Source organism: Humibacter antri, assembly GCF_054777235.1.
The window spans coordinates 123,061-146,442 of record NZ_BAAHAW010000030.1; the positions used below are offsets into that span (position 1 = coordinate 123,061).

The window sequence follows — 23,382 nt, forward strand, 5'->3', positions numbered from 1 at the left end:
GAACCATGCCAGGAGAGAACCTCACGCGCATCGAGGCGGCCGAGCGCCGCGCCATCGTCGACACCCACAGCTATGACGTCGCGCTCGACCTGACCTCGGCGGACGAGACCTTCCTCAGCACCACCACGGTGAAGTTCGCCGCGAAGGATGGCGAATCCACCTTCATCGACGCGATCACGGCGTCGGTCGACTCGATAGTGCTCAACGGTGAGCCGCTGGACGTGGCGAGCACGAGCGACGGGGTGCGCATCCAACTGGCGGATCTCAAGGCCGAGAACGAGCTGACCGTCGTCTCGCACCCGCGATACACGAACACCGGAGAGGGCCTGCACCGATTCGTCGACCCGGTCGACGGCGAGGTGTACCTGTATACCCAGTTCGAGGTACCGGACTCCCGCCGCATGTTCGCGGTGTTCGAGCAGCCCGACCTGAAGGCGGTATTCACGTTCACCGTGACCGCACCCGAGAAGTGGGTCGTCGTGAGCAATTCGCCGGTGGCATCCGTCGAACCCTCCGGTGAGAACAAGACCACGGTCTTCGAGCCGACACCCGTGATCTCCTCATACATCACGGCGCTCATCGCCGGCCCCTACTCGAGCTGGCACTCGGAACTCACCAGCAGCGACGGTCGCATCATTCCGCTCGGCGTCTACGCGCGCGCGTCCCTGGCGGAGTACATGGACGCCGACTACATCTTCGACAAGACCCGTGAGGGCTTCGCGTTCTACGAGGAGCGGTTCGACGTTCCGTACCCCTTCGCGAAGTACGACCAGCTGTTCGTGCCGGAGTTCAACGCGGGCGCCATGGAGAACGCCGGCGCCATCACATTCACCGAGACCTACGTGTTCCGCTCGAAGGTGACGGATGCCATCAGGGAGCGTCGAGTCGTCACGATCCTGCACGAGCTGGCTCATATGTGGTTCGGCGATCTGGTCACGATGAAGTGGTGGAACGACCTCTGGCTCAACGAATCGTTCGCCGAGTACGCGTCGACCTTGGCCACTGCCGAGGCGACCGAGTGGCGCGAGGCCTGGACGACGTTCGCAGCGATGGAGAAGAGCTGGGCGTACCGGCAGGACCAGCTGCCGTCGACGCATCCGATCGTCGCCACCATCAACGACCTGGAAGACGTGCAGGTCAACTTCGACGGCATCACGTACGCCAAAGGTGCATCGGTGCTCAAGCAGCTCGTCGCGTGGGTGGGTCAGGACGACTTCCTCGCCGGCGTCTCGAACTACTTCAAGAAGCACGCCCACTCGAACACGGAGCTGCGCGACCTGCTCGTGGAGCTGGAGGCCACCAGCGGTCGCGATCTCACGTCGTGGTCGAAGCTGTGGCTGGAGACCGCAGGCGTGAACACGCTGCGCCCGGGGATCGAGACGGATGCCCACGGAACCGTCACGGAGTTCGCCGTGCTGCAGTCCGCTCATGCCGACTACCCGACGCTGCGCCCGCACCGCCTCGCGATCGGCCTGTACAACCTGCGCGAGGGCAAGCTCGTGCGCGATGGACGGTTGGAGCTGGATGTCGACGGTGCAAGCACCGACGTGCCCGAGCTGGTCGGCAAGAAGCGCCCCGATCTCATTCTGATCAACGACGACGACCTCGCCTACGCCAAGGTCCGCCTCGACGAGCAGTCGCTGAAGTTCGCGATCGAACACCTCTCGGAGATCGAGTCGCCGCTGGCGCGATCGCTGGTCTGGGGTTCCGCATGGGATGCAACGCGCGATGCCGAGACCCCGGCGAGCGACTACGTGCGCCTCGTGCTGGGCAACATCGGGACCGAGACCGAGTCGACGACATTGCGCACGACACTGAACCAGCTCGTGCTGAGCGTGCACTCGTACGTGGCGCCTCGACGTCGCGAGACCATGGCACGGGAGGCGGCCGACGCCCTGTGGCAACTCGCCTCGAGCGCCCTGCCCGGCAGTGACGCGCAGTTCCAGTTCGTCAAGTTCTTCGCGGCGCTCGCCTCGACACCGGGCCAGGCGGCCGACGTCGCCGGCCTGCGGGATGGCTCCATCGTGCTGGACGGCCTCACCATCGACACCGACCTGTCCTGGGAGCTTCTCACCTCTCTGGTCGCCGGCGGGCAGGCGGGTGCCACGGAGATCGATGAGGCGCTCGCCGCCGACAACACAGCCACCGGAGCCCAGGCGGCCGCGCAAGCTCGTGCGGCCATTCCCACCACAGCGGGCAAGGCGGCGGCCTGGGCCAGCGTGTTCGACTCCGACGAGCTGCCGAACACCATCGTGCGGATGACCGGGCTCGGCTTCCAGCGCGTGCACGACACAGCGGTGCTCGAACCGTACGTTGCGAAGTACTTCGAGACGTTGCAGTCGGTGTGGGCGTCCCGCACGTACAAGATCGCGGAGTACCTCGTCGCGGGCATGTATCCGTTCCCTCTCGCCGACCAGCATCTCGCAGATGCCACACGTTCCTGGCTCGAGGCGAATCAGGAGCCGGCTGCCCTGCGTCGCCTCGTATCCGAGAACCTGGCGTCGGTGGAGCGCGCGCTACGAGCCCAGGAGCTCGATGCCCAGTAGCTGACGCCGGCCGTCGGTTGAGCAGCGCGCCGCGGCGCGCGCAACTCGACCGACGGTCGTGGAATCGACCGCCGGTTGCACCCCGATCATCCTGTGGGTGGACGACACGTGGGACGATCGTCCGTAGCGTTGAGGCCATGATCGAAATCGATGGCCTCACCAAGAGGTATGGCCCCAAGTTGGCGGTCGACCACGTCAGCTTCACGGTGCGTCCCGGCATCGTCACCGGATTCCTCGGCCCCAACGGCGCAGGCAAGTCCACCACCATGCGCATGATCATGGGATTGGACAAACCGACCGCGGGACACGCGCTCGTCTCCGGAAAGCCGTACGCACAGCATCCGTCACCGCTTCACGAGGTGGGAGCGCTGCTGGAGGCCAAGGCGGTGCACACCGGCCGCACCGCGTTCAACCATCTGCTCGCTCTGGCGGCGACCCACGGCATCCCGAAGAAGCGGGTGCACGAGGTCATCCATCTGACCGGCCTCGAGTCCGTGGCCGGCAAGCGTGTCGGCGGGTTCTCTCTCGGCATGGGGCAGCGCCTCGGCATCGCCGCTGCCCTGCTCGGCGACCCGCACACGCTCATTCTGGACGAGCCGGTAAACGGCCTCGACCCCGAGGGCGTGCGCTGGGTTCGAGAGTTCTCGCGCCACCTCGCTTCCGAAGGCCGCACCGTCTTCATCTCCTCGCATCTGATGAGCGAGATGGCGCAGACCGCCGACCATCTGATCGTGCTGGGCCGCGGGCGGGTACTGGCCGACGCCCCGATCGCAGATGTGATCGCCGGCGCCACCCGGCGAGTCGTGCGCGTGCGCACTCCCGATGTTCGTTCCCTCACCGCGGCGCTGGCCGGTCCGGATGTGACCGTCACGTCGTTCGACGACGGTGCGCTCGAGGTCGCCGGCCTGAACGCGGCACAGATCGGCGATGCCGCAGCGGCACGCGGGGTCGCGCTGCACGAACTGACCCCGATCGACGCGTCATTGGAAGAGGCCTACCTCGAACTCACGCAGGACGAGGTCGAATACCACTCGGAGGTGACCCGATGACCGCGGCGACCGACACCCTGAACCGGCCGGCTCCGGCGGCGAGTCCGCTGGATGGTATCCACTTGAGCTTCAGCGGACTACTGCGCTCGGAATGGATCAAGCTGCGCAGCCTGCGCTCCACTGTGTGGTGCCTCGGCATCGTCATCGTGCTCGCCGTCGGTGTGGCCGCCGCATCCGCCGGGCTGTACCACCTGGAGAACGTCTCCGCGTTACCGAAGGACGTGGCGAACGGATTCGTGGTCTCTGCTGCCACCATCGGACTGTCGTTCACGCAGCTGGCGGTAGCGGTGCTGGGCGTGCTCGTCATCAGCGGGGAATATGCGACCGGCATGATCCGCTCGACCTACACGGCCGATCCGCGACGGCTCGGCGCCTACTTCGCCAAGTTCATCGTGCTCGCCGTCGTGGTGTTCGTGGTCGGCGTCATCTCGGTCGGCGTCTCGGCGATCGTCGGCACGTTGATCTTCCAGGGACGCGGCCTGCACCCCGACCTGCTCTCGTCGAGCGTGCTGCTTCCGCTCATGGGCGGTGCGGCGTACCTCGCTCTGATCGCGCTGCTCGCCTTCGCGCTCGGCTCGATCTTGCGGAGCTCCGCCGGCGGCATCGCGACCATCCTCGGTGCGCTGCTCGTTCTGCCCGTGGTGGCATCGCTCCTCGCTCAGCTCACTCAGGCGAAGTGGGTGGGGAACGCAGCGTCGTTCCTGCCATCCGAGGCGGGACGGCACCTCTACACCTTTGTTCCACCGAACGCTCACACAGTCGTCGCGAACGGCGTGGTCTCGCTCAACGCTTGGCAGGGCGGGCTCGTGCTGCTGGCATGGGTCGCGGTCGCCGCCGTGGTCGGCGCCATCCTCACCAAGAAACGCGACGTGTAGCACGGCGCTCCATTCGGCCGGCGTCCTTCGCCGGGACGCCATCCAAAGCGTGCACGGCTTCATTCGGAGTTGAGCACCAACCGGGGGCAGCCGGGTGCGACACCACCCCGGCACGCGGATGCCCGCGAGCAGCGATCTTCGCACTGCTCGCGGGCATCCGCCGTTCACCGAGGCGCCGCCCAGGATGCGCCAGGTCGTCTCATTAGACTCGGTCGCGATGATCCTCACCGCCGCTCTCCCCCTCGCGAACGACATCACCGACCCGAGCTTCTGGGCCTCCGTGCTGTCGACGCTCATCGACATCGGCTGGACCCTGGCGAGGGTCGCGATCATCATCGTGATCGCGATCGTCGTGTCGTGGATCCTGCGGGTGATCATCCGCAAGATCGTGCGTCGCATCGTCACCGGGGTCAAGAAGAAGCAGAACGTCGAAGACACCCAAGCACTGACCGCATCACCGATAGCCGCGGTACGGCTCGTGCAGCGCACGCGCACTCTCGGCACCGTGCTCAGCAACATCGTCAACGTCGTGATCGTGATCATCGCGATCATCTGGATCGTCTTCACGATCAACAAAGACATTCTGAGCTCGTTCGCACTCCTCACCGCCGCTGTCGGCGCGGGGCTGGGCTTCGGCGCTCAGAACATCGTCAAAGACGTGTTGAACGGTCTCTTCATGGTCATCGAGGACCAGCTCGGGGTCGGCGACATCGTCGATCTCGGTCCCGCGACCGGGATCGTCGAGGTGGTGGGCATTCGGGTCACCCAGATTCGCGATGTCAACGGCACGCTGTGGTTCGTGCGCAACGGCGAAATACTCCGGGTCGGCAACATGTCGCAGGGCTGGGCCCGCGTGATCACCGACCTCGCCGTGCCATACGACGCGGATGTCGACGCGATCGAGGAGCGAATGCTGCAGGTCGCCACCGAGCTTGCCACGGCGCCGCGCTGGCGCTCACGCATCGTCGAGAAGCCCGAGCTGTGGGGCATCGAATCGGTGTCGACCGATGCCATCGTGCTTCGCGTCGTCATCAAGACACGCACCACCGCGAAGGACGACGTCGCACGGGAGTTGCGCAAGCGGCTCAAGGCTGCCCTCGACGCGATGGACGTGACCCTGCCGTCGCTCTCCAGTGTCGTGCTGACCGGTTTCGACGGCGCCGCCAGCATCACCGGTGCACACCCGCCCCGCACGCGTCCGAACCCGGTGGTGACGACCCAGGACCCCAAGCTGAAGAAGCGTCGTGGCAGGCGCGGCGCCGCGGACGAGGCCGCAGCTGCGGCGGCCGGTTCGAACGCGGCTCCTCGCAGTGCACGGGCCGGGGCGACCGGTGCACCTGCGACCGCGAGGCATCCGCAGGCCATCACGAAGCCGCAACCGGCACCACCGCGTGACGGCACTCCCGCTCCCCGCCATCCGTCGCCAGGTGAGCACGGGCTGCAGAGCGACCACCACGACGAGGGACACCTGTGAGCGAGACCGTAGCGGACAACTTCTACCAGCAGGTGGGCGGCCACGAGACGTTCCGCCGGCTCGTCGACACGTTCTACCGAGGTATCGCAGACGACCCCGTGCTGCGACCAATGTACCCGGAACAGGATCTCGGGCCGGCATCCGACCGGCTCCGCATGTTCCTGGAGCAGTACTGGGGCGGCCCGACGACGTACAGTCAGCAGCGCGGTCACCCACGGCTGCGTCAACGCCATGTGCCGTTCAAGGTGAATCCCGACGCACGCGATCGGTGGCTCTCGCACATGCGGGCGGCGCTCGACGAGCTCGCGCTTCCCCCGCTGCAGGATGCCACCCTCTGGGCCTACCTCGAGCGCGCCGCTCACGCGATGGTGAACACGTTCGAGGAGTGACCTCGCGATCGGATCGAAGGAGACCCGGATGCCCGAACCCACCTCTGCCCGACCTGGCGATCTCGATGCCATCGTCGTCGGCGCCGGCTTGGCGGGCCTCGTGACCGCTTCCGAACTGCTGGATCACGGCAAGCGCGTGGTCATCCTCGAACAGGAGCCACCGCAATCGCTCGGAGGTCAGGCGTACTGGTCGTTCGGCGGGCTGTTCCTCGTAGACTCCCCCGAGCAGCGGCGCATGGGCATCCACGACTCTCTCGAGCTGGCTCGACAGGACTGGTACGGCACCGCCGGATTCGATCGCGAAGAGGATGCCTGGCCGCGCAGGTGGGCAGAGGCCTACCTCCAGTTCGCGGCAGGCGAGAAACGGTCGTGGCTGCGCTCGAAGGGCGTGAAGCTCTTCCCCGTCGTCGGCTGGGCCGAACGCGGCAGCGGCACCGCCGGCGGACACGGCAACTCGGTGCCGCGCTTCCACATCACGTGGGGCACCGGCCCAGGACTGTTGCGCCCGTTCGTCGAACGCGTGCGAAAGGGTGTAGAAGAGGGCGACGCCGTTCTGGCGCACCGGCACCGCGTCGACGGGCTCATCGTCGAAGGCGGCGCCGTGGTCGGAGTGCGCGGCACCCTTCTGGCCACGGACGACGTCGAACGTGGCATCGCCAGCAACCGCGAGGCCGTCGGCGACTTCGAGTTGCACGCGCCCGCGGTCGTGATCACATCCGGCGGCATCGGCGGCAACCACGAACTCGTGCGGCAGAACTGGCCGGAGCGGCTCGGCACTCCCCCGGCGCACATGCTGGCCGGTGTGCCCGCGCACGTGGACGGGCGCATGATCCCGATCGCACAGGATGCCGGCGCGCGCGTCATCAACGGCGACCGCATGTGGCACTACACGGAGGGCATCCAGAACTGGAGCCCGGTCTGGAAGAACCACGGCATCCGCATCCTTCCCGGGCCGTCATCGCTGTGGTTCGACGCGGAGGGGAATCGGCTGCCCGCCCCGCTCTTCCCCGGATTCGACACACTCGGCACGCTGGAACACATTCAGCGGACCGGCCACGATTACACCTGGTTCGTTCTGACTCAGAAGATCCTGGAGAAGGAGTTCACGCTCTCCGGAAGCGAGCAGAACCCCGATCTGACCGGCAAGGACGTGCGGCTCCTGCTCCAACGTGTCAGGCCGGGAGCACCTGGGCCGGTCGAGGCGTTCAAGCAACATGGTGCCGACTTCGTGGTGGCGTCGACCCTGCCCGAGCTCTTCGCCGGCATGCGCGCGATGGCGGACGTGCCCTTCGACGAGAGCGCAATCGAGCGCACCGTGCTGGAGCACGACCGAGAACTCGACAACACCTTCTCGAAGGATGCGCAGCTCACCGCGATCACGGCCGCCCGGCGCTATCGCGGCGACAAGCTCATTCGCGTGGCGTCTCCGCACAAGTTCCTGGACCCCCGGTCGGGTCCGCTGATCGCCGTCAAACTGCACATCCTCACCCGTAAGACGCTGGGCGGGATCGAGACGGATCTGGAGGGGCGGGCACAAGATGAAGACGGCCGAGCGGTGCCCGGGTTGTACGCGGCCGGCGAGGTCAGCGGCTTCGGCGGCGGCGGCGTGCACGGTTACCGGTCGCTGGAGGGCACCTTTCTCGGCGGTTGCCTGTTCTCCGGCAGGCAGGCAGCCCGCGGCGTTCTCGTCGATCGCGGCTGAGCCGACTCAGCCGCGCAGCGACCAGGCCGGACGCTTCACGAGCACATGCCCGCGCCGCAGCGTCAGCCTCGTCCACGGACCCGTCTCGTGCACGGTCACGGATTCGTCCTGCTCCACGATGAAGCCGAGAGAATGAGCGGCGAAACCCGCTCCCGCCGCGACATATTCCAGTTCCGGCATGGGCCTGCCCCAGACTTCGCCTCGAACCCGCTGCACCAGCTGCTCACCCGCCTCGTGCGGGATCGCCTCCGCCACCTCGGCAACGCCGTCCACTGCGGCACGCTGCAGCACACCGGCAGACGTCGCTCCGACCCGGCGCCACCCGCCGCGCGGCGGCGTGATGCCCGCCCACGTGACAGTGCTCACCTGCAACGGAAGCCGGATGCCGATCGGCGTGCGGTCCCCGTCGGGCTGCTGCGGGGCATCCGCAGCCCTGGCCAGCCTGTCCAGCAGAGACCGGGTCGGGACGACCGCGTCGAACGTGGCCTCCTTGTCGGTGGCGAACGTGCGCAGGCCGAGCACCGTCGGGATGTGATCGAGCAGGCTACGCGGGTACAGGATCGCCGTGTACGCGGCAAGGACGCCCGACCCGGCGACCAGCCGGACCGAGCCGTCTTCGACGCGTCCGGCGCGCGACAAGTACACCTGGAGGTCGGAGACCGCGAGGGGGTCGACCAGGGAGAAGAACTCACTCATGTGCTGTCTAAACTAGGGCACATTGCGTTCGTCCACTGGCCGCGCGACGTACGACTACGACCGCCGGCACAGGCGCGCCGCACGCGAGACGCGCATCCGGCCCGATGACGAGAGGCACCATGACGAAACCCCTCGACGGCCTGCTCGCCGCCCTCGATCTGTCCGATACCGGCGCGCGCACGGACGAGGACATCTTCACGGCCACCAGCCAGTGGATGCCGCACGGCAGGGTGTTCGGCGGCCAGGTGCTCGCGCAGTCCATCATGGCCGCCATGCGCACAACGCCCGACGAGCGAGCCGTGCACTCGATGCACGGCTACTTCCTGCGTCCCGGCGACGTGAACCAGCAGATCACGTTCTCGGTCGATCGCATCCACGACGGCCGCTCATTCTCCACTCGCCGTACACAGGCCTACCAGAACGGCCTTCCCATCCTCTCGATGATCGCCTCGTTCCAAGCGCCGGGCGGCGGCCTCGATCACCAAGTGGAGATGCCGACCGATATCCCAGGCCCGGAGGAGCTCAAGAGCGACACGGAATTGCTCGCCGGCTTCGAGCATCCGGTGGGACGCTACTGGCGCGAGGAACGCCCGTTCGATATGCGGCACATCCCTTCCCCTGTGTACTTCGCCGTCGAGGGCGAGCACGTCGCACACCAGGCCGTGTGGTTCAAGACGTTCGGCACGCTTCCCGACGACCCGAACCTGCACCGAGCGGCGCTCGCCTACGCCAGCGACTATTCGATACTCGAGCCCATCATGCGACGTCACGGCGTGGCCTGGGGAACACCCGGGCTGAAGATCGCGAGCCTCGATCACGCGATGTGGTGGCATCGGTTCAGCAGGGTCGACGAGTGGCTGCTCTACGTGCAGGAGTCGCCGAGCGCGACCGGCGGTCGTGGGCTCGCGCTCGGCCGCGTCTACAACCGCGAGGGGATGCTCGTGGCCAACGTCACACAGGAAGGCATGCTGCGGGTGCCCCAGACATAGGGTCGGGTCACCGCTCATAGCGATCGTCCGGGTGAGTCAGAGGAACACGGGGCATGGTGGAAGTCACGCCCGACTGACACTTTCGACAAGGAGACTTCGGATGTCCGGAATCCCGCACGACTCCTCCCCCGCCGTGATCACACGCCGAGCCGCACTCGGCACGGCCGTCGGCGCCGCCGGAGTCTGCGTGCTCGCCGCGTGCACCGCATCCGGCTCGGGGTCCGGCGGCTCAGGCAACGGCCCCGGCACGGGTGGATCCGGCACGAGCAGCACGTCCAGTCCCAACGCTGCCGACGGGATAGCGCTCAGTGACATTCCCGTCGGTGGGGCGATCTCCGCCACGTACAAGGGCGGCCCCATCGTGGTCGCTCAACCGGAGGCCGGAACGGCGGTGGCGTTCTCCGCGATCTGCACCCACATGGGCTGCGTCGTAGCGCCGTCGGGCAAGCAGTTCGACTGCCCTTGTCACGGATCCGAGTTCAGCGCGAGCACCGGCGACGTCATCAGGGGGCCCGCCACCCGGCCGCTGCCGAAGCTCGATGCGACGGTCTCCGGCGGCAAGGTCAGCATCGCGTGACTGAGGACTGCGATCTTGCGGCCGGTCGGACTGCACGCCGGCTTCAGCGGCGATGGAAGCTGATCGGCGACTCCTCGTACGGAGACCAGACCGCCCGCTCCCGGTCGTTGATGCGGCGAGGGCGGCCGGACTCCCGGTCGACGAGCACGAGGGTCGTGGCCGCTCGCGCATACAGCGCCGACGGTTGGACCCCGTCCGGCGACCAGACCTCGTAACAGAGTTCCATGCTGGCTCCGCCGAGCCTCGCCACCCACAACTGCACGTTCAACGGCTGCCGCTGGTACGGAATGGGTACCAGGTATTCGATCTCCTGCCGCGCCAGCAGACTCAGCGTGTCGGCGCCCGGCCTACTGTCGAGCACCGCGGTGGATGCACCGAACGCCTCGCCGGCATCCATCCCGGCGTGCGGCTCATCCGGGGCCCAGAACGCGACGATGCGCGCCTCTTCGAGCAGGCGCAGCATCTCGGCGTTGTTCACATGACCGTAGGCGTCAAGATCACTCCAGCGCAGCCGGATCGGCACGTTCAGCCGCACGATCAGCCTCGCGTCAGCTTGCGGTAGGCCGAACGATGCGGCTTCGCCGCGTCAGGACCAAGGCGCTCGATCTTGTTCTGCTCGTACGCCTCGAAGTTGCCCTCGAACCAGTACCAGTCGGCCGGGCTCTCGTCGGTGCCCTCATAAGCCAGGATGTGCGTGGCGATGCGGTCGAGGAACCACCGGTCGTGGGTGATGACGACCGCGCATCCGGGGAACTCCAGCAAAGCGTTCTCCAGGCTGGACAGGGTCTCGACGTCGAGGTCGTTCGTCGGCTCGTCCAGCAGTAGGAGATTACCGCCCTGCTTGAGGGTGAGCGCGAGGTTGAGGCGGTTGCGCTCGCCGCCGGAGAGCACCCCGGCCCTCTTCTGCTGATCGGGTCCCTTGAATCCGAAGGTGGAGACGTAGGCGCGGCTAGGCACCTCCATCTTTCCGACCTGAATGTAGTCGAGACCATCGGAGACGACCTCCCACAGCGACTTGTCGGGGTCGATGCCGCCGCGGGACTGGTCGACGTAGGAGATCTCCACGGTCTCACCGATCTTGAGGTCGCCGCCATCCAGCGGCTCGAGTCCGACGATGGTCTTGAACAGTGTCGTCTTGCCGACGCAGTTCGGGCCGATCACGCCGACGATGCCGTTGCGCGGGAGCGTGAAGCTGAGACCGTCGATGAGTTGACGCTCTCCGAATGCCTTCTGCAGGTTCTTCGCGTCGATGACGACCTGGCCGAGACGCGGCCCCGGCGGGATCTGGATCTCCTCGAAGTCGAGCTTGCGCGTGCGCTCCGCCTCGGCCGCCATCTCCTCATATCTGGCCAGACGTGCCTTCGACTTGGCCTGCCGTCCCTTCGAGTTGCTGCGTACCCAATCCAGTTCCTCGCCAAGGCGCTTGGCGAGCTTGGCATCCTTCTTGCCCTGCACCTGGAGCCGCTCGCGCTTCTTTTCGAGATAGGTCGAGTAGTTGCCCTCGTACGGGTAGAGGTGACCACGGTCGACCTCGGCGATCCACTCGGCGACGTGGTCGAGGAAGTACCGATCGTGAGTGACGGCGAGCACGGCTCCGTGATACTGCTTCAAGTGCTGCTCCAGCCACAGCACGCTCTCCGCGTCGAGGTGGTTGGTGGGCTCGTCGAGCAGCAGGAGATCGGGCTTCTGGAGCAGAAGCTTGCACAGCGCCACTCGGCGCTTCTCGCCACCGGAGAGCACGGAGACCGGCGTGTCCGATGGAGGGCAACGCAGCGCGTCCATCGCCTGTTCGAGCTGGGAGTCGAGGTCCCAGGCATCCGCCGCGTCGATCTGCTCCTGAAGGATGCCCATCTCGGCCAGCAGAGCATCGAAATCGGCGTCAGGATCGGCCATGGCTGCGGAGATCTCGTTGAATCTGTCGACCTTGCCCTTGACCTCGCCGACACCCTCCTGCACGTTCTCGAGCACAGTCTTGGATTCATCGAGTTCGGGCTCCTGCATCAGGATGCCCACGCTGTAACCCGGCGTCAGCTTGGCCTCGCCGTTCGAGGGGATGTCCAGCCCCGCCATGATCTTCAGGATCGTGGACTTGCCAGCACCGTTCGGGCCGACCACGCCGATCTTCGCACCGGGCAGGAATGCCATGGTGACGTCGTCGAGGATGAGCTTGTCGCCCACCGCCTTTCGGGCGCGGACCATCGAGTAGATATATTCGGCCATGCGCTCCAGTCTATGGGCGGGTGCGCCGTGTTTCGGTCGGCCGCATACCCGTCGAGCGGTGACTCGGAACCCCTCACCTCACTGGATGGGAACCGTGTCGCCGATCAGACATTTGCCCGTTCCGAGCACGGGAGCGACAGTGCTGTGGTAGCCGCCGATATCGTTGCCGAACTGCCCGATCAGGCAGCCGCCGTTGACCAGGACCGAGAACTGCACGGACCCGGGCGTGAGGTTCACCGTCGTCTTGTCCGCCGTCATCTGCATGTCGGGCTTCGCGAATCCAGCGGCCGCCAGCCCGTCGACGAACTGCTGCGCCGTCGGGTTCTTGGCGACCGCGATCGTGCGGTTGTTCACGTAGTCGAAGAACGCGAGGTTCTGCTTCGCGCTGCCCTTCGGGTCAAGAGCGGGGAGAGCGCTGGGGGTCGGTGTCGGCGACGCCGAAGCGGATGCCGTCGGCGCGTGCGTCGGCGCGACCGGGGTAGCGGTACATCCCGCGAGTGCCATCGCCGCTCCTAGCGCGAGCGCGGCGGAGACTGCAGCGAACGCGCGCGGTGCCCGCTGAAGCATCGTGCGACCAGCCACCGATCCGACTCCCCTCTCGCACCTGCATCGTTTCGAAGCGCAAGCGCCCGAGAAGTCTAGGGTGCGCAGATCAGAACGGCGGTTCCGCGCCCGCGAACTCGAGTTCCGCCTGCACGGGCTCGGCCGCGCTGCCGGGACCTCCGGAAGGAGCGTGTGTCGCGGCCTCCGCTCCACTCGTGGAAGCTTCTGCTGAACCGGGCGCACCTCCTGGCAATGCCCAGCCGTCCGCGTCGACAGTCAGCGGATCGGCCGAAGCGGCCTCACCGCCAGGGGTTGACACGGCACCGGCTTCCTGGTTCGAAGAGCCTACGGTCGTCTTCGCGAACGAACTGGTTCCGAACGCCAGGTCATGCCCGATGCCTTCGGCCACGATCTCCACCGTGGTGCCGTGCTTCTCCTCCTTCTCCCAGTGGCTCACCCGCAGGCGTCCAGTGACGACGACGCGATCGCCCTTGACGAGCGACTTCGCCGAATTCTCTGCCAGCCGACGGAACGCCACGATCGTGTACCAATTCGTCTCTCCGTTCTCCCAGTTGCCGGCCCCGCGGTTGTACTTGCGCTGGGTCGAGCCGAGCCGGAACGTCAGCATCGCCAATCCGTTGCTCACGATGTTGAGCAACGGCTCCGTTCCCACGTGTCCGATCGCAGTGATGGTGTCAGGCATGCCCGTGCCTCCTCATTTCGATTTCCTCTTCAGTGGATGCGGTCCCGATGCACGGGACCGCATCTCCACACTGCGCGTGCCGATCCCGGCACCGGGGTCCAGCCGACCGAACGGTGGGAAGGCAGTCCGGTCGAGTGCCTGTGGACGGAGAGCGCCGAAGCGAGCGCGGCGAACTGAATAGCATTCAGGGATGCCCTACGTTGCCGCCGATCATCGCTACGACTCCATGACCTACCGCCGCACCGGTAGAAGCGGCCTCGACCTTCCGGCCGTCTCACTCGGCTTCTGGCACAATTTCGGCGACACGCGGCCGATCGACACCCAGCGCGCCATCGTTCGACGCGCCTTCGACCTAGGGATCACGCACTTCGACCTGGCCAACAACTACGGGCCTCCCGCCGGTTCCGCTGAACGGAACGTGGGACGCATCCTCGCCGAGGACTTCGCTGCGTACCGTGACGAGATCGTCGTCTCCACCAAGGCCGGGTACCACATGCACGGCGGGCCATATGGCGAATGGGGCTCCCGCAAATACATGCTCTCCTCGCTGGATGCCTCGCTGCAGCGGCTAGGACTCGACTACGTCGACATCTATTACTCCCACCGCCCTGACCCCGACACGCCGATCGAGGAGACCATGGGTGCGCTCGCCACGGCCGTGCGGCAGGGCAAAGCACTCTATGTCGGCGTGTCGAACTACAGCGCTGAACAGACCAGAACGGCCGCGGCCGCGCTCAAGTCAGAGGGCGTCCGCTTGTTGATTCACCAGCCCAGCTACTCGATGTTCAATCGTCATGTCGAGAACGGTCTTCTCGACGTTCTGAGCGAGCTGGAGATCGGCTCGATCGTGTTCTCGCCGCTGCAGCAGGGACTGCTCACCGACCGCTACCTGGCAGGTGAGGTTCCGGATGACTCGCGTGCGGCCACCAGCGTCTTCCTGCACCCCGAGAGCATCACTGTCGACTACCTCGCACGCGCCAGAGCCTTGAACGAGATCGCCGCCGGACGCGGGCAGTCGCTGGCGCAACTGGCGCTGACGTGGGTGCTGCGGCATCCGCAGGTCACGAGCGCGTTGATCGGCGCGTCGAGCGTCGCCCAATTGGAGCAGAACGTGGCCGCCGTGCACGCGGCACCGCTGACGCCGGACGAGATCGCCGCCATCGAGCCGTTCGCCGTCGACGGCACGGGTCGCCGATAGATCGGACATCCCGCGCCGTCGCCGATACCCGGCACGCCTTCCGCGCGTTCGATTCGAGCACAGGTAGTCTCCGGATCATGCAGTGGTGGAATGACTTCTGGGGGTGGCTCACGTCGCAGGACGCGCAGCCGGTGATCTTCACCGCAGTCGTGCTCCTCGTGTCCATCGTCGTTGCCGGGTTGTTATCGGCGTGGATCGCTCGCGGAGCGATCCGTGGTGTGCTCTCGCGTGCTGAACGCGAGCAGAAGGCCGCAGCCGTCGCAGCCCTCGTGGATGCAGCAGTGGAGGCATCCGTCTGGAATTCGCTGACCCCGGGCGAGCAGGTGCTCTCCGATCGCTCCGTCGGACAGGCGGATATCCTCGTTCGACTCCTTCCGGTCAAAGGCGCGGCAGCAGCGGCGGACTGGGCAACTCATCAGCTCGGTGAGCTGAAGCGCAACTCGGCCACGTACGGCTACAACCTGGAGCCGGCGATCATCGAATTCCGCGACCGGCTCGTCGAGTGGCAGAACAGGCCACGACGCTCCCGCAGGCTGTTTCTCGAAGACCTGGAGCGCTGGCGGTTCGAGCGCACCACAACTGAGGACACAGCATACGCAGAACAGGATGCCTGGGTAGCGCGCGAGCATCACGAACGGAACACGCCACGTTCCGACAGCGTGACGATGACGGCGCCGTCGGCGGCACGTGGCACGTCGGACACTACGACGGGTGCCTCCCCCGACGACACGGCGGCGCTCGACGAGTACGACACCGTCACAACTCCGGTCGGCGCCTACGCGTCGCGGAAGCCGACCGGCCTTCCGGAGGACTGAACCGTCGAAGACTGATCGCCCGACCGCGATCGAGGAGTGAGGGGTCGCCACACGAAGTGGCGGCCCCTCACCGCGTTCGGCAGCGCACGCGCATCGTCGCAGCCGGCAGGCGAGGCCGAGAAGTGCCGAACTATGCCTGGAAGGCCGGCGTGCGCCACCACATGTCGAACGGGGAGGCCGGGAGGTGTCGCTTGTGCTCGGTGGCGAGATACCTGGTCCCGATCGCCTGGGCGACCTCATCCGGAACATCCTGGCCCTGCAGGTACGCGTCGATGTCGCGATAGCTGATACCGAGGTTGTCCTCGTCGGTCTGGCCGGGAGAGTCATCGAGCAGGTCAGCGGTCGGTGACTTCTCGGAGAGCCTTGCGGGCGCACCCAAGTGCTCCAGGAGCAGTCGCCCCTGGCTCTTCGTGAGCCCGGTGAGCGGAGTGAGGTCCACTCCCCCGTCGCCGTACTTCGTGAAGAAGCCGGTCACGGCTTCGGCGGCGTGGTCTGTGCCGACAACGAGCAGCTCGCGCTGGCCGGCGATCGCGTATTGAGCGACCATCCGCATCCGTGCCTTGACGTTCCCTTTTGTGAAGTCGAGGATCGGCTCCTGCAGCGCGTCGCAGAATTCGTCGGCGACGCCGTCGACGCCTGGCTGCACATTGAACGTGACGACGCGCTGAGGCGCGATGAAGTCGAGCGCGAGCCGGGCATCCGCCTCGTCGGCCTGCACCGCGTACGGCAGCCGCACCGCGACGAACTCGGCGTCGACCCCTGACGCCTGCAGGCGCTGCGCCGCGAGCTGACAGAGCTTGCCGGCGAGTGTCGAGTCCTGCCCTCCACTGATGCCGAGCACGTAGCCGCGAGCGCGTGAGGCCCGTGCATAGTCGATCAGGAAGGCGACGCGCGCCTCCACCTCGGCGGCCGGATCGATCGTCGGTCTCACGTTGAGCTCGCGGATGATCTCCGCCTGAAGTTCGCGCATACGTTGCACTTTAGGGCCCCCATGTTTCGCGCGCGCAACGCGAGCCGGAGCGCTCAGCGACATGCCGATGCGTCGATCTGCAGCGGGTATCCGCCCTTGAGCACGGCCAGTGTCGACGGAGGAGTGATCACAGTTGCGGACCCCGAGCGGGGACGGACGATCGAACTGCCGTATCCGTTCGGCGACCACTCCACAAGTGCATCGCCGAGCATCAACCGCGGCGTGCCCTGCTCGAGCACGAACGCACCGTCGGGCAACCCACGGTACGGCGACTCGTGCAGCCGTCGGCGATGCGTGCGGGGATACAGCCGCTCGGTATGGAGTTGCGCGTTCACGGCACCTGCTGTCGGTCGCGGGCCGCCGAGGGCATCCGTCCACGCGTCGACATAGGCGAGATAGGAGCTACGACGGCATTCTGCACACGGACGGTGCCCGGCGGCGAAGGCGACCGCCTCGTCGTGGAAGAACAGGAACGTGTAGTGATGCGGCCCCCACTGCGGTTGCTTGATTCCGCGGAACTCCAGCTCGCAGATCAGCCACAGATCCCCGGAGTGGAAACGCACGATCCGGTGACCTTCATGGATCTTGCCGCGGTTGCCCGTCCACGCACCCCGCAGCGGGGCAGCCACGATGTCTCCCAGCGGTGTCACCCGATTGCGTTCCGGCATGCGCACCCTTTCGTCGATACGATGATGCGCCCGGATACCGACATCGGCTGGTTGGTGCCCCGGCAGGAATCGAACCTGCGACCAAGAGATTTCCTAGCCGACTCTTCGGCACCGGTGAAACGGAACGGCCGATCTTCGAGTACGGAAGGGTGCCGAACCTCATGAGCCGGTCAACGGTGTGGAGCGAGAGTCAGAGCCGGATGGATGTCTCGATCTTCGTCAACGGTGGCGCTTCTTTACGAGTCGTAGAGACCATAGCACCACGTCTTGACCACTCATCAAGCACCGCAACGGCATATCACGCATCACTTCCAAACTGGCGTGTCGTGACGTATCGTGACGGTATGGCGAAGTCAGAAGCAACGCGCGAAGTGGCCGACCAGACCAACTACGCCATCGGCGACAACGTGGCAACCCTACGCCGCCGCAACAAAATGACGTTGAAACAAGTCGGTGCACTCATCGGCGTCGGCGAATCCGCCGCCAGCCTAAAACTCAACGGCATCAACCCGTGGCAAGCCCACGAAGTTCGCATCCTCGCAGACCACTTCGGTGTGAAAGTCGGAGTCCTCTTCGGCGACGACCCGATGCCCAACCCCACCGCGCCGGCACGCATCAGACGCCTCGACTCCACGCGGAACGCGAAACGTCCGCTTTCAGACTAGAAGTCCGCCGATATTGCTCAATCACGATGGATCTGAGCAGTGCTCCTGATCAGGTCTTTTCAAGTTTCAGTCGTTCTTGCAGAATCACACGAAACGGCCGTGAACGTTCGGGGCAAGTTCGGGGTTCGAGAGAATTGGGTGGCGTCTCACTCGGTTCAGAGCACGAGAGGCGGCAGCGCATCCGGCGCAGGCGGTGTCCCGCCGCTGAGGATCCCATCTACCATCTGAATCGCTCTATCGCTCTATCGCTCAGAGCATCACCCGGATAGAACTCTTCATAAAGCGCCTACGCCTCCGGGCGAGTGCCGATTCGGCAAATGCCCATGAGCAGACGGATGTCCCTGGTGCCATGCCCCGGATGGTTGGCGCGCAGCTGCATCGCGAGGAGCGCTTCTTGGGACGCAACCTCGATGACGATGCCGTCGTGGTCGTAGATGGATTACCATTCGACAGCTCGTCCGAGGGACGGCACGGCGCAGCGCTGGCTACCTCGAAGCTCAGCCACCTCCGAGCCCGATCGTGTTGCTGCTCGACCCTGGCGGCGGCCGCGACCGCGGCGTCGCTTCCGGGCCGGATGTGCAACGTGTCGAGGTCCTTGGTGGTGCCACGATCGAAGGACCGCAAGGCCAGCGCCGCGCCGCCGACGAGCCGGATGCCAGTTACCTCCTCGGCGCTGCGAAGTTCGGCGATGAGATCACGAAGGCCCGCGATGATGTCATCTCTGTCTAGCGAGGTCGCCATATTCAGATACTCGCGAACGTGTCACGCCACAGGAGAACGCCACGCTTGACGAACTCTGAGGGCACCTCGGAAGCGGACGGAACAGGATCGGCAGGATCGATCTCGAGGCCACGGGGCTTCCGCACGAACCGGTCCGGTGCGTTGACCCAATCAGGCGAAGGTAGCTTCTCTTCGCCCAATCGCCACGCCACCAGAGCTGCAAGCGCTGCATCCCATACGGGATCCGTGGTCGTCTCCGGCTCGGCGAGGCCAAGCACACCGCGGACCAGCCCCCGCTCGGCAAGCAGATCATCGTTCAACTGGATGAGCGAGCGCAGGGCCCGATCCTTGTCCCCGGCGCGGAGCCGATGGCGGATCTCTGCCGCAACCGTCGCCGCGTCATCCCGACGAGTCGGTGCCGAGTAGAGACGATGACCTGCGCCGGCAAGCAAACGATCGACTGTGGCGAACTGGGCCTCGCGGCCACGCTCCGAACGCGAAACCGTGGCTTGGTCGATGCGCACGCGATCGGCCAGTTGCTCCTGGGTGAGCCGTCGGCTTTTACGGGCAGCGCGAACCAGAGTCGATGCAACTGCAACCACGACAGCCTCCACAAATATGTTTTGCACGACATATCGTACCCGCACTACTCAGACAGTCCAGCTTCTCGTTCACGGCAAGGAGACACCGACGCCAGGGCGTGGCCTTGTCAGCGGTGGTACGGGTCGCGGCGGTGGGTGATCGAGACGACTTCGATGACGAGCCGCTCGTCGATGATGCGATAAAGGATGCGGTACTCGCCTCGGCGGGCCGAGTACAGAGGCGCCAGGGGCTCACGTAACGGCTTGCCGAGCCGGCGGGGATTTTCGCGCAGGGTACCCGTGATGAACTCGAACGCTGCAGCGGCAACCTTCTCGGGCAGGTCACGTTCGAGTGCGCGGCGAGCAGTGCGGGTGAAAACGACCTCGTATGGTGCGCTCACGCCGTGAGCCTGCCGCGGGCTGCCATCGCGGCACGTACCTCATCGGCGGTCGATACCTGCCCGAGTGCCAGATCGGCGAGGCCTTCGCGAATCGCTTCGACCTCGTCCGGATGACTCAGGATGTCGACGGTCTCCAGCAGGGAGTCATAGTCATCGGCGCTGAGGAGCACTGCCGCCCTGGAACCGTTGCGGGTGACCTCGAACCGCTCGTGCGTCGTCACAGCAGACTCGATGAGCTTCGAGAGATTCGCGCGAGCATTAGCAACCGAAAGCGTGGTCATGTACAGAATTATAGCGTTAACGCGAATGCAATGGGACCCTTCAGCGAGCCCCGCCACACTCGAGATCGCCGGATGCTCCTCCGGACGTGCAGGGCCCCGGGCAACAATCAAGGTATGGACGAGGATCGAAATCGTCGAGAGCTGACCGAAGGTCTCTTTCGCCAAGCGCGCGCGTACCTCAGCGACGATGTCCTTCTACGGGACGGACCAGCCAACGACGATGCCCACGATCTCATCGACGCGGAGGTGTGGCGCAGTGTCATTGATCCGCCGACCGACGTACTACTTCGCACGACTGACAGCAACGGTCTGATGATCGATGACATGCACAACCAGTGGGCCGCCTGGCTCGACGCTGTGCCACTCGACGAAAGGGTCTGGCCGTTCTTCCATGACGCGTACACGGACGTCCTCGACGAGTTTCAAGCGGCACCATTCATAGCCGCTCACGGCTTCTACCGGCAGGCCGGCGCGGGCCTTCGCAACGCTCTGGAAATCATGGCCCGCGCAGCACGGTTCGCCGTGCGCCTCGAGGAACCTGGCTATAGGGCCTGGCGCGGGAGAATCGGCGCTCCCCCACGGTTCGGCAATTGCATCGACATACTCGGGCAGACGCCCGAGGGAAGGCGGATCGACACACGACTCGGGGGCGCAGGCCTCTTCGGGGTCAACCCCGATGGTGTGATGCGCGACCTCTACGCCTCGTTATCGGGCTTCTCCCATGCCCACCCGGGATCCACTAACGGCGACATCTGGCGGAGCAACGGCCCCGTCTACCGCTTCGACGCGTTCGTAGTGTTCTGGGGGTTGTACTGCGACACCAGCCTCGCCTGCTTCGCGCTCCTCAAGATGAGCTTCCCGTCGACAACGAGCACCGCGGCGCTGCTTGATCATGCATCAAGCACTCTCCCCGGAACGCACTGGCACGGGCTCGCAGAGGCGACAGTGCGCGCGCTGTCGCTCGACACCTGACCGCGCCACCAAGCGCTCTTCGCAGATGAGGATTCGGATCCCTCTTGCATCCCGCATACGTGAGGTGCAACTCATCGACAGTTGTAACGCGCTCCGCGCAGACGCCCGCAAGCCGGTCCCCATCCGTGCCCGCGGGATCACGACGGCGCCGCGCGCCTGGTCGTCGTGCCGGACACAAGCGCCCATCGATGACGCAGGACGTCTGCATGCGTCGCACGACGCAGTCCGCAAAGGCCGCCACGGCACTGGATTCAATGTCCGGGGTTGGGCACCCAAAACGTCCGAGATCCTTGAGTTGGTGCACCTTCGTAGAGAGTTTGAGAACTTTTCCCCGGCGCTGAAGACCGTGGTTTCCCGCCTGTCTCGCGGCGCGTACAAGCGGAACGAGCGGCCCTCAGAGCCCTCGATCACGGATGACCGGGGCCGGCTGATCCGTTCAGTTGGGAAGACTCAAACTTTTCTGAGCGCTGCCCCCAGGTGGACAAGCTCGTTGCCCTGTACGGGGAGGGACTGAGCATTGCCGAGGTCAGCCGGAAGTTCGGCATCTACACCAGGACGGCTGGGCACCTGGTTCGTCGCTCGGTGCGGCTTCGTCAGCGCGGGCTCGCAGCGGTGGACACACCCGAAGCCGTGCGTCTGTACGAGAGCGGGCGGACGCTCATCGAAGTCGGGCTGCGGTTCGGCGTCAGCCAGCAGGCAGTAAGAAGAGCGGTGGCCGCGGAAGGCGTGGAGATTCGCCCCCGCGGCCGCCGCCCTCAGACCACCGGTTGAGTGCTTGAGGCGCGCAAAAGCTCTGCTGGACCGGAGACGACCATGACGGTGAAGTCGTCGGCGAGCACGATCTGGAGGTGCTTGCAAGACGCGGAGGTGAAGCTCCGGCCGCAAGCGCGCCGTTCGATCCGCTGAGCTATCGCGATCGCCTGCCGTTGAGATGTGATGTGATGAGGCGGTCGGTTGGGGTCACGCGTCGTGAAGTGTCAGAGCCGCGCGCCAGGATAGGTCCCATGACGTTCTCAGAGGCGCTCCCGACGGTCGTCGCCGAACTCGGCGACGACCTCACCGCTGCCGGTGGTCTCTGGGTTCGCTCGGCGTGGTGTCGCGAGGCAGGCTCCACTTGGCGCCTCCGCTTGCTGGAGATCATCGACGGCCCCCTGCCGGTGGGCGATCTCGACGGTGAGTGGGAGTACGCCGGTGTCTCCCTCCGTGCCCAGGAGCTACCTGGAGAACGTGTCGGCAGCTGGCTCCGCGAAGGCAAAGTGACCAGCGACGACGGCTGGGAATCTGCTCTCTCCCAGCCGACCGATCCGCTCAACTGGGAGCGCCGCGAGAGCTATGCGCAGAGCGGCTACGAGGTGTTTGCGTGGCCCTCCTACGAGGTTCAGCTCGGTCGCCTCCAGGCAAATGAGCCGCAGAGACCGCTCCTATCGGACAGTGGTGCGCCGAGCTTCGCCAGCTTCTACAACGCCGTCGCAGCCTTCTTCGGTCTGGGACCAAGCCAGCTTGGTGGAGCTGCCCCGTCGTTCGCGGTGTTCCGGCGCGTCGACACCCGAGCGCGGATCAACCGGGTGGAGATCTCCGAGGATGAGTTGCTGGTTGAGGTCGAGGGAACCGCTCTTGACGGTCTGACCGTCGAGCTTGCCGGCGACGCACCCGGCACCGCCGAAACGCTCAAGTCCAGCGAGGCCATCGTCACTGTCACCTTCCCTCTGCCCAAGGGGCTTCCGCCCGGCGCATGGGTTGTCGTCAGGGCCGGGTCAGAGTGGTTCGATCGCCGGTTCCTGGCATGGCCCTGGGCACGCGGACAAGAAGTCGGCGTCACCGTCGAAGTACCTGCCAAGACCAAGATCGAAGCATTCCTCGCAGCCCGTGAAAGCGACACCGTGGAGTTCAAACAGGAGATTCCGGAGGCAGAGACTACGAAGGCGAAGGTCATGAAGACCGTCTGCGCGTTCGCGAACGGGAGCGGCGGGTCTCTGCTGTTCGGCATTACGGACGACTACGAGGTCATCGGATTGCCTGCTGCAAAGGCAAGCAAGCACCAGGACACGCTGTCAGACCTCGTGGATGCGTGGGTGGAGCCGACACCCACCTTTTCGTTCGAGGTCTTGCCGGTCGAGGGCACCGAGAGGGTCGTCATCGAGCTGATCGTGAACACTGGGCAGGCGCTGTTCGGCTCCTCCAAACCCAACGAGCCAAGACGGGTGTACGTCAGGCACCACTCGCGTAGCGTTCCGGCACGCGTCAGAGAGATCGAGGGAATCGCGCAGAGCAGATCGGCAGCCGGGAACTTCCACTATCCCCGCATGTGAAGGATGGCGATGTGGCTGCCGTACCGCGCGGCGGAGCGT

25 protein-coding genes are annotated in these 23,382 nt (G+C 65.8%); 15 read left to right on the top strand and 10 right to left on the bottom strand.

From position 1 onward, the window contains the following. Positions 1–5 precede the first annotated feature (5 nt). The 6 genes from pepN (at position 6) to ACYVDK_RS13785 (ending at position 8,035) form a co-directional block, all read left to right on the top strand. On the top strand, positions 6–2,546 hold the full coding sequence (gene pepN, locus ACYVDK_RS13760) for a M1 family aminopeptidase (RefSeq protein WP_460522668.1): 2,541 nt from the start codon (positions 6–8) through the stop codon (positions 2,544–2,546). A 137-nt stretch (positions 2,547–2,683) separates the two neighbouring features. Continuing rightward, entirely contained in the window at positions 2,684–3,595 is a 912-nt protein-coding gene (locus ACYVDK_RS13765) for an ABC transporter ATP-binding protein (RefSeq protein WP_460522670.1), read from the top strand. Then, a complete protein-coding gene (locus ACYVDK_RS13770; protein WP_460522672.1) occupies positions 3,592–4,470 on the top strand; it encodes an ABC transporter permease in 879 nt (292 codons plus the stop codon). Before ACYVDK_RS13765 ends, ACYVDK_RS13770 begins: the two co-directional genes overlap by 4 nt. A 217-nt stretch (positions 4,471–4,687) precedes the next feature. Continuing rightward, positions 4,688–5,944, top strand: coding sequence for a mechanosensitive ion channel family protein (locus tag ACYVDK_RS13775; protein WP_460522674.1), 1,257 nt, complete (start codon positions 4,688–4,690; stop codon positions 5,942–5,944). Continuing rightward, on the top strand, positions 5,941–6,333 hold the full coding sequence (locus tag ACYVDK_RS13780; protein WP_460522676.1) for a globin: 393 nt from the start codon (positions 5,941–5,943) through the stop codon (positions 6,331–6,333). The genes ACYVDK_RS13775 and ACYVDK_RS13780 overlap by 4 nt, the downstream gene beginning before the upstream one ends. Before the next feature lie 28 nt (positions 6,334–6,361). Further along, entirely contained in the window at positions 6,362–8,035 is a 1,674-nt protein-coding gene (locus ACYVDK_RS13785; protein WP_460522678.1) for an FAD-binding dehydrogenase, read from the top strand. A 6-nt stretch (positions 8,036–8,041) separates the two neighbouring features. Here the strand turns inward: ACYVDK_RS13785 and ACYVDK_RS13790 are convergent, their stop codons facing one another. Beyond that, positions 8,042–8,731, bottom strand: a complete 690-nt coding sequence (locus tag ACYVDK_RS13790) for a hypothetical protein (protein ID WP_460522680.1) — start codon at positions 8,729–8,731, stop codon at positions 8,042–8,044. 119 nt (positions 8,732–8,850) lie between these two features. On the opposite strand from ACYVDK_RS13790, the gene ACYVDK_RS13795 reads away from it, so the two are divergent. Beyond that, on the top strand, positions 8,851–9,720 hold the full coding sequence (locus ACYVDK_RS13795; protein WP_460522682.1) for an acyl-CoA thioesterase: 870 nt from the start codon (positions 8,851–8,853) through the stop codon (positions 9,718–9,720). 100 nt (positions 9,721–9,820) lie between these two features. Beyond that, on the top strand, positions 9,821–10,297 hold the full coding sequence (locus ACYVDK_RS13800; RefSeq protein WP_460522684.1) for a QcrA and Rieske domain-containing protein: 477 nt from the start codon (positions 9,821–9,823) through the stop codon (positions 10,295–10,297). Between the two features lie 43 nt (positions 10,298–10,340). Here ACYVDK_RS13800 and ACYVDK_RS13805 read toward each other — a convergent pair whose 3' ends face one another. The 4 genes from ACYVDK_RS13805 to ACYVDK_RS13820 all read right to left on the bottom strand — a co-directional run bounded on the left by ACYVDK_RS13805 (position 10,341) and on the right by ACYVDK_RS13820 (position 13,763). Beyond that, positions 10,341–10,832: an acyl-CoA thioesterase gene (locus ACYVDK_RS13805; RefSeq protein ID WP_460522685.1), complete on the bottom strand. Its 492-nt coding sequence runs from the start codon at positions 10,830–10,832 to the stop codon at positions 10,341–10,343. 2 nt (positions 10,833–10,834) lie between these two features. Next, the gene (gene ettA / locus ACYVDK_RS13810) at positions 10,835–12,517 is read right to left on the bottom strand and encodes an ABC transporter ATP-binding protein (protein ID WP_460522687.1); all 1,683 of its coding nucleotides are present in this window, start codon (positions 12,515–12,517) and stop codon (positions 10,835–10,837) included. Between the two features lie 78 nt (positions 12,518–12,595). Further along, on the bottom strand, positions 12,596–13,021 hold the full coding sequence (locus tag ACYVDK_RS13815; protein ID WP_460522689.1) for a DUF6993 domain-containing protein: 426 nt from the start codon (positions 13,019–13,021) through the stop codon (positions 12,596–12,598). Between the two features lie 148 nt (positions 13,022–13,169). After that, positions 13,170–13,763: a single-stranded DNA-binding protein gene (locus ACYVDK_RS13820; RefSeq protein ID WP_460522691.1), complete on the bottom strand. Its 594-nt coding sequence runs from the start codon at positions 13,761–13,763 to the stop codon at positions 13,170–13,172. A gap of 190 nt (positions 13,764–13,953) precedes the next feature. On the opposite strand from ACYVDK_RS13820, the gene ACYVDK_RS13825 reads away from it, so the two are divergent. Both ACYVDK_RS13825 and ACYVDK_RS13830 read left to right on the top strand, forming a co-directional pair. Then, positions 13,954–14,961, top strand: a complete 1,008-nt coding sequence (locus ACYVDK_RS13825) for an aldo-keto reductase family protein (protein ID WP_460522693.1) — start codon at positions 13,954–13,956, stop codon at positions 14,959–14,961. A gap of 77 nt (positions 14,962–15,038) precedes the next feature. Beyond that, positions 15,039–15,776, top strand: a complete 738-nt coding sequence (locus tag ACYVDK_RS13830; protein ID WP_460522695.1) for a hypothetical protein — start codon at positions 15,039–15,041, stop codon at positions 15,774–15,776. A 130-nt stretch (positions 15,777–15,906) separates the two neighbouring features. Here the strand turns inward: ACYVDK_RS13830 and nadE are convergent, their stop codons facing one another. Both nadE and ACYVDK_RS13840 read right to left on the bottom strand, forming a co-directional pair. Beyond that, positions 15,907–16,746, bottom strand: coding sequence for an ammonia-dependent NAD(+) synthetase (gene nadE, locus ACYVDK_RS13835; RefSeq protein ID WP_460522697.1), 840 nt, complete (start codon positions 16,744–16,746; stop codon positions 15,907–15,909). Positions 16,747–16,799: 53 nt separating this feature from the next. Next, positions 16,800–17,414, bottom strand: coding sequence for a hypothetical protein (locus ACYVDK_RS13840; RefSeq protein WP_460522700.1), 615 nt, complete (start codon positions 17,412–17,414; stop codon positions 16,800–16,802). A gap of 344 nt (positions 17,415–17,758) precedes the next feature. Here ACYVDK_RS13840 and ACYVDK_RS13845 point away from each other — a divergent pair, with 344 nt between their 5' ends. Both ACYVDK_RS13845 and ACYVDK_RS13850 read left to right on the top strand, forming a co-directional pair. Next, positions 17,759–18,079 (top strand): helix-turn-helix domain-containing protein, encoded by a 321-nt coding sequence (locus ACYVDK_RS13845; protein ID WP_460522702.1) that lies wholly within the window; start codon positions 17,759–17,761, stop codon positions 18,077–18,079. A gap of 519 nt (positions 18,080–18,598) precedes the next feature. After that, positions 18,599–18,808: a hypothetical protein gene (locus ACYVDK_RS13850; protein WP_460522704.1), complete on the top strand. Its 210-nt coding sequence runs from the start codon at positions 18,599–18,601 to the stop codon at positions 18,806–18,808. A gap of 14 nt (positions 18,809–18,822) precedes the next feature. Here the strand turns inward: ACYVDK_RS13850 and ACYVDK_RS13855 are convergent, their stop codons facing one another. The 3 genes from ACYVDK_RS13855 to ACYVDK_RS13865 all read right to left on the bottom strand — a co-directional run bounded on the left by ACYVDK_RS13855 (position 18,823) and on the right by ACYVDK_RS13865 (position 20,062). Next, a complete protein-coding gene (locus tag ACYVDK_RS13855; RefSeq protein WP_460522706.1) occupies positions 18,823–19,401 on the bottom strand; it encodes a helix-turn-helix transcriptional regulator in 579 nt (192 codons plus the stop codon). 107 nt (positions 19,402–19,508) lie between these two features. Then, positions 19,509–19,781, bottom strand: a complete 273-nt coding sequence (locus ACYVDK_RS13860; RefSeq protein ID WP_460522708.1) for a type II toxin-antitoxin system RelE family toxin — start codon at positions 19,779–19,781, stop codon at positions 19,509–19,511. Continuing rightward, positions 19,778–20,062, bottom strand: a complete 285-nt coding sequence (locus ACYVDK_RS13865) for a type II toxin-antitoxin system Phd/YefM family antitoxin (protein WP_460522710.1) — start codon at positions 20,060–20,062, stop codon at positions 19,778–19,780. The genes ACYVDK_RS13860 and ACYVDK_RS13865 overlap by 4 nt, the downstream gene beginning before the upstream one ends. Positions 20,063–20,176: 114 nt before the next feature. Between ACYVDK_RS13865 and ACYVDK_RS13870 the strand changes: the two genes are divergently transcribed. From ACYVDK_RS13870 to ACYVDK_RS13880, 3 genes are all read left to right on the top strand, one after another. Next, the gene (locus tag ACYVDK_RS13870; RefSeq protein WP_460522712.1) at positions 20,177–21,034 is read left to right on the top strand and encodes a hypothetical protein; all 858 of its coding nucleotides are present in this window, start codon (positions 20,177–20,179) and stop codon (positions 21,032–21,034) included. A 477-nt stretch (positions 21,035–21,511) separates the two neighbouring features. Beyond that, positions 21,512–21,805: a hypothetical protein gene (locus tag ACYVDK_RS13875; RefSeq protein ID WP_460522714.1), complete on the top strand. Its 294-nt coding sequence runs from the start codon at positions 21,512–21,514 to the stop codon at positions 21,803–21,805. A gap of 233 nt (positions 21,806–22,038) precedes the next feature. Beyond that, positions 22,039–23,343: an AlbA family DNA-binding domain-containing protein gene (locus ACYVDK_RS13880; RefSeq protein WP_460522716.1), complete on the top strand. Its 1,305-nt coding sequence runs from the start codon at positions 22,039–22,041 to the stop codon at positions 23,341–23,343. Positions 23,344–23,382: the final 39 nt, after the last annotated feature.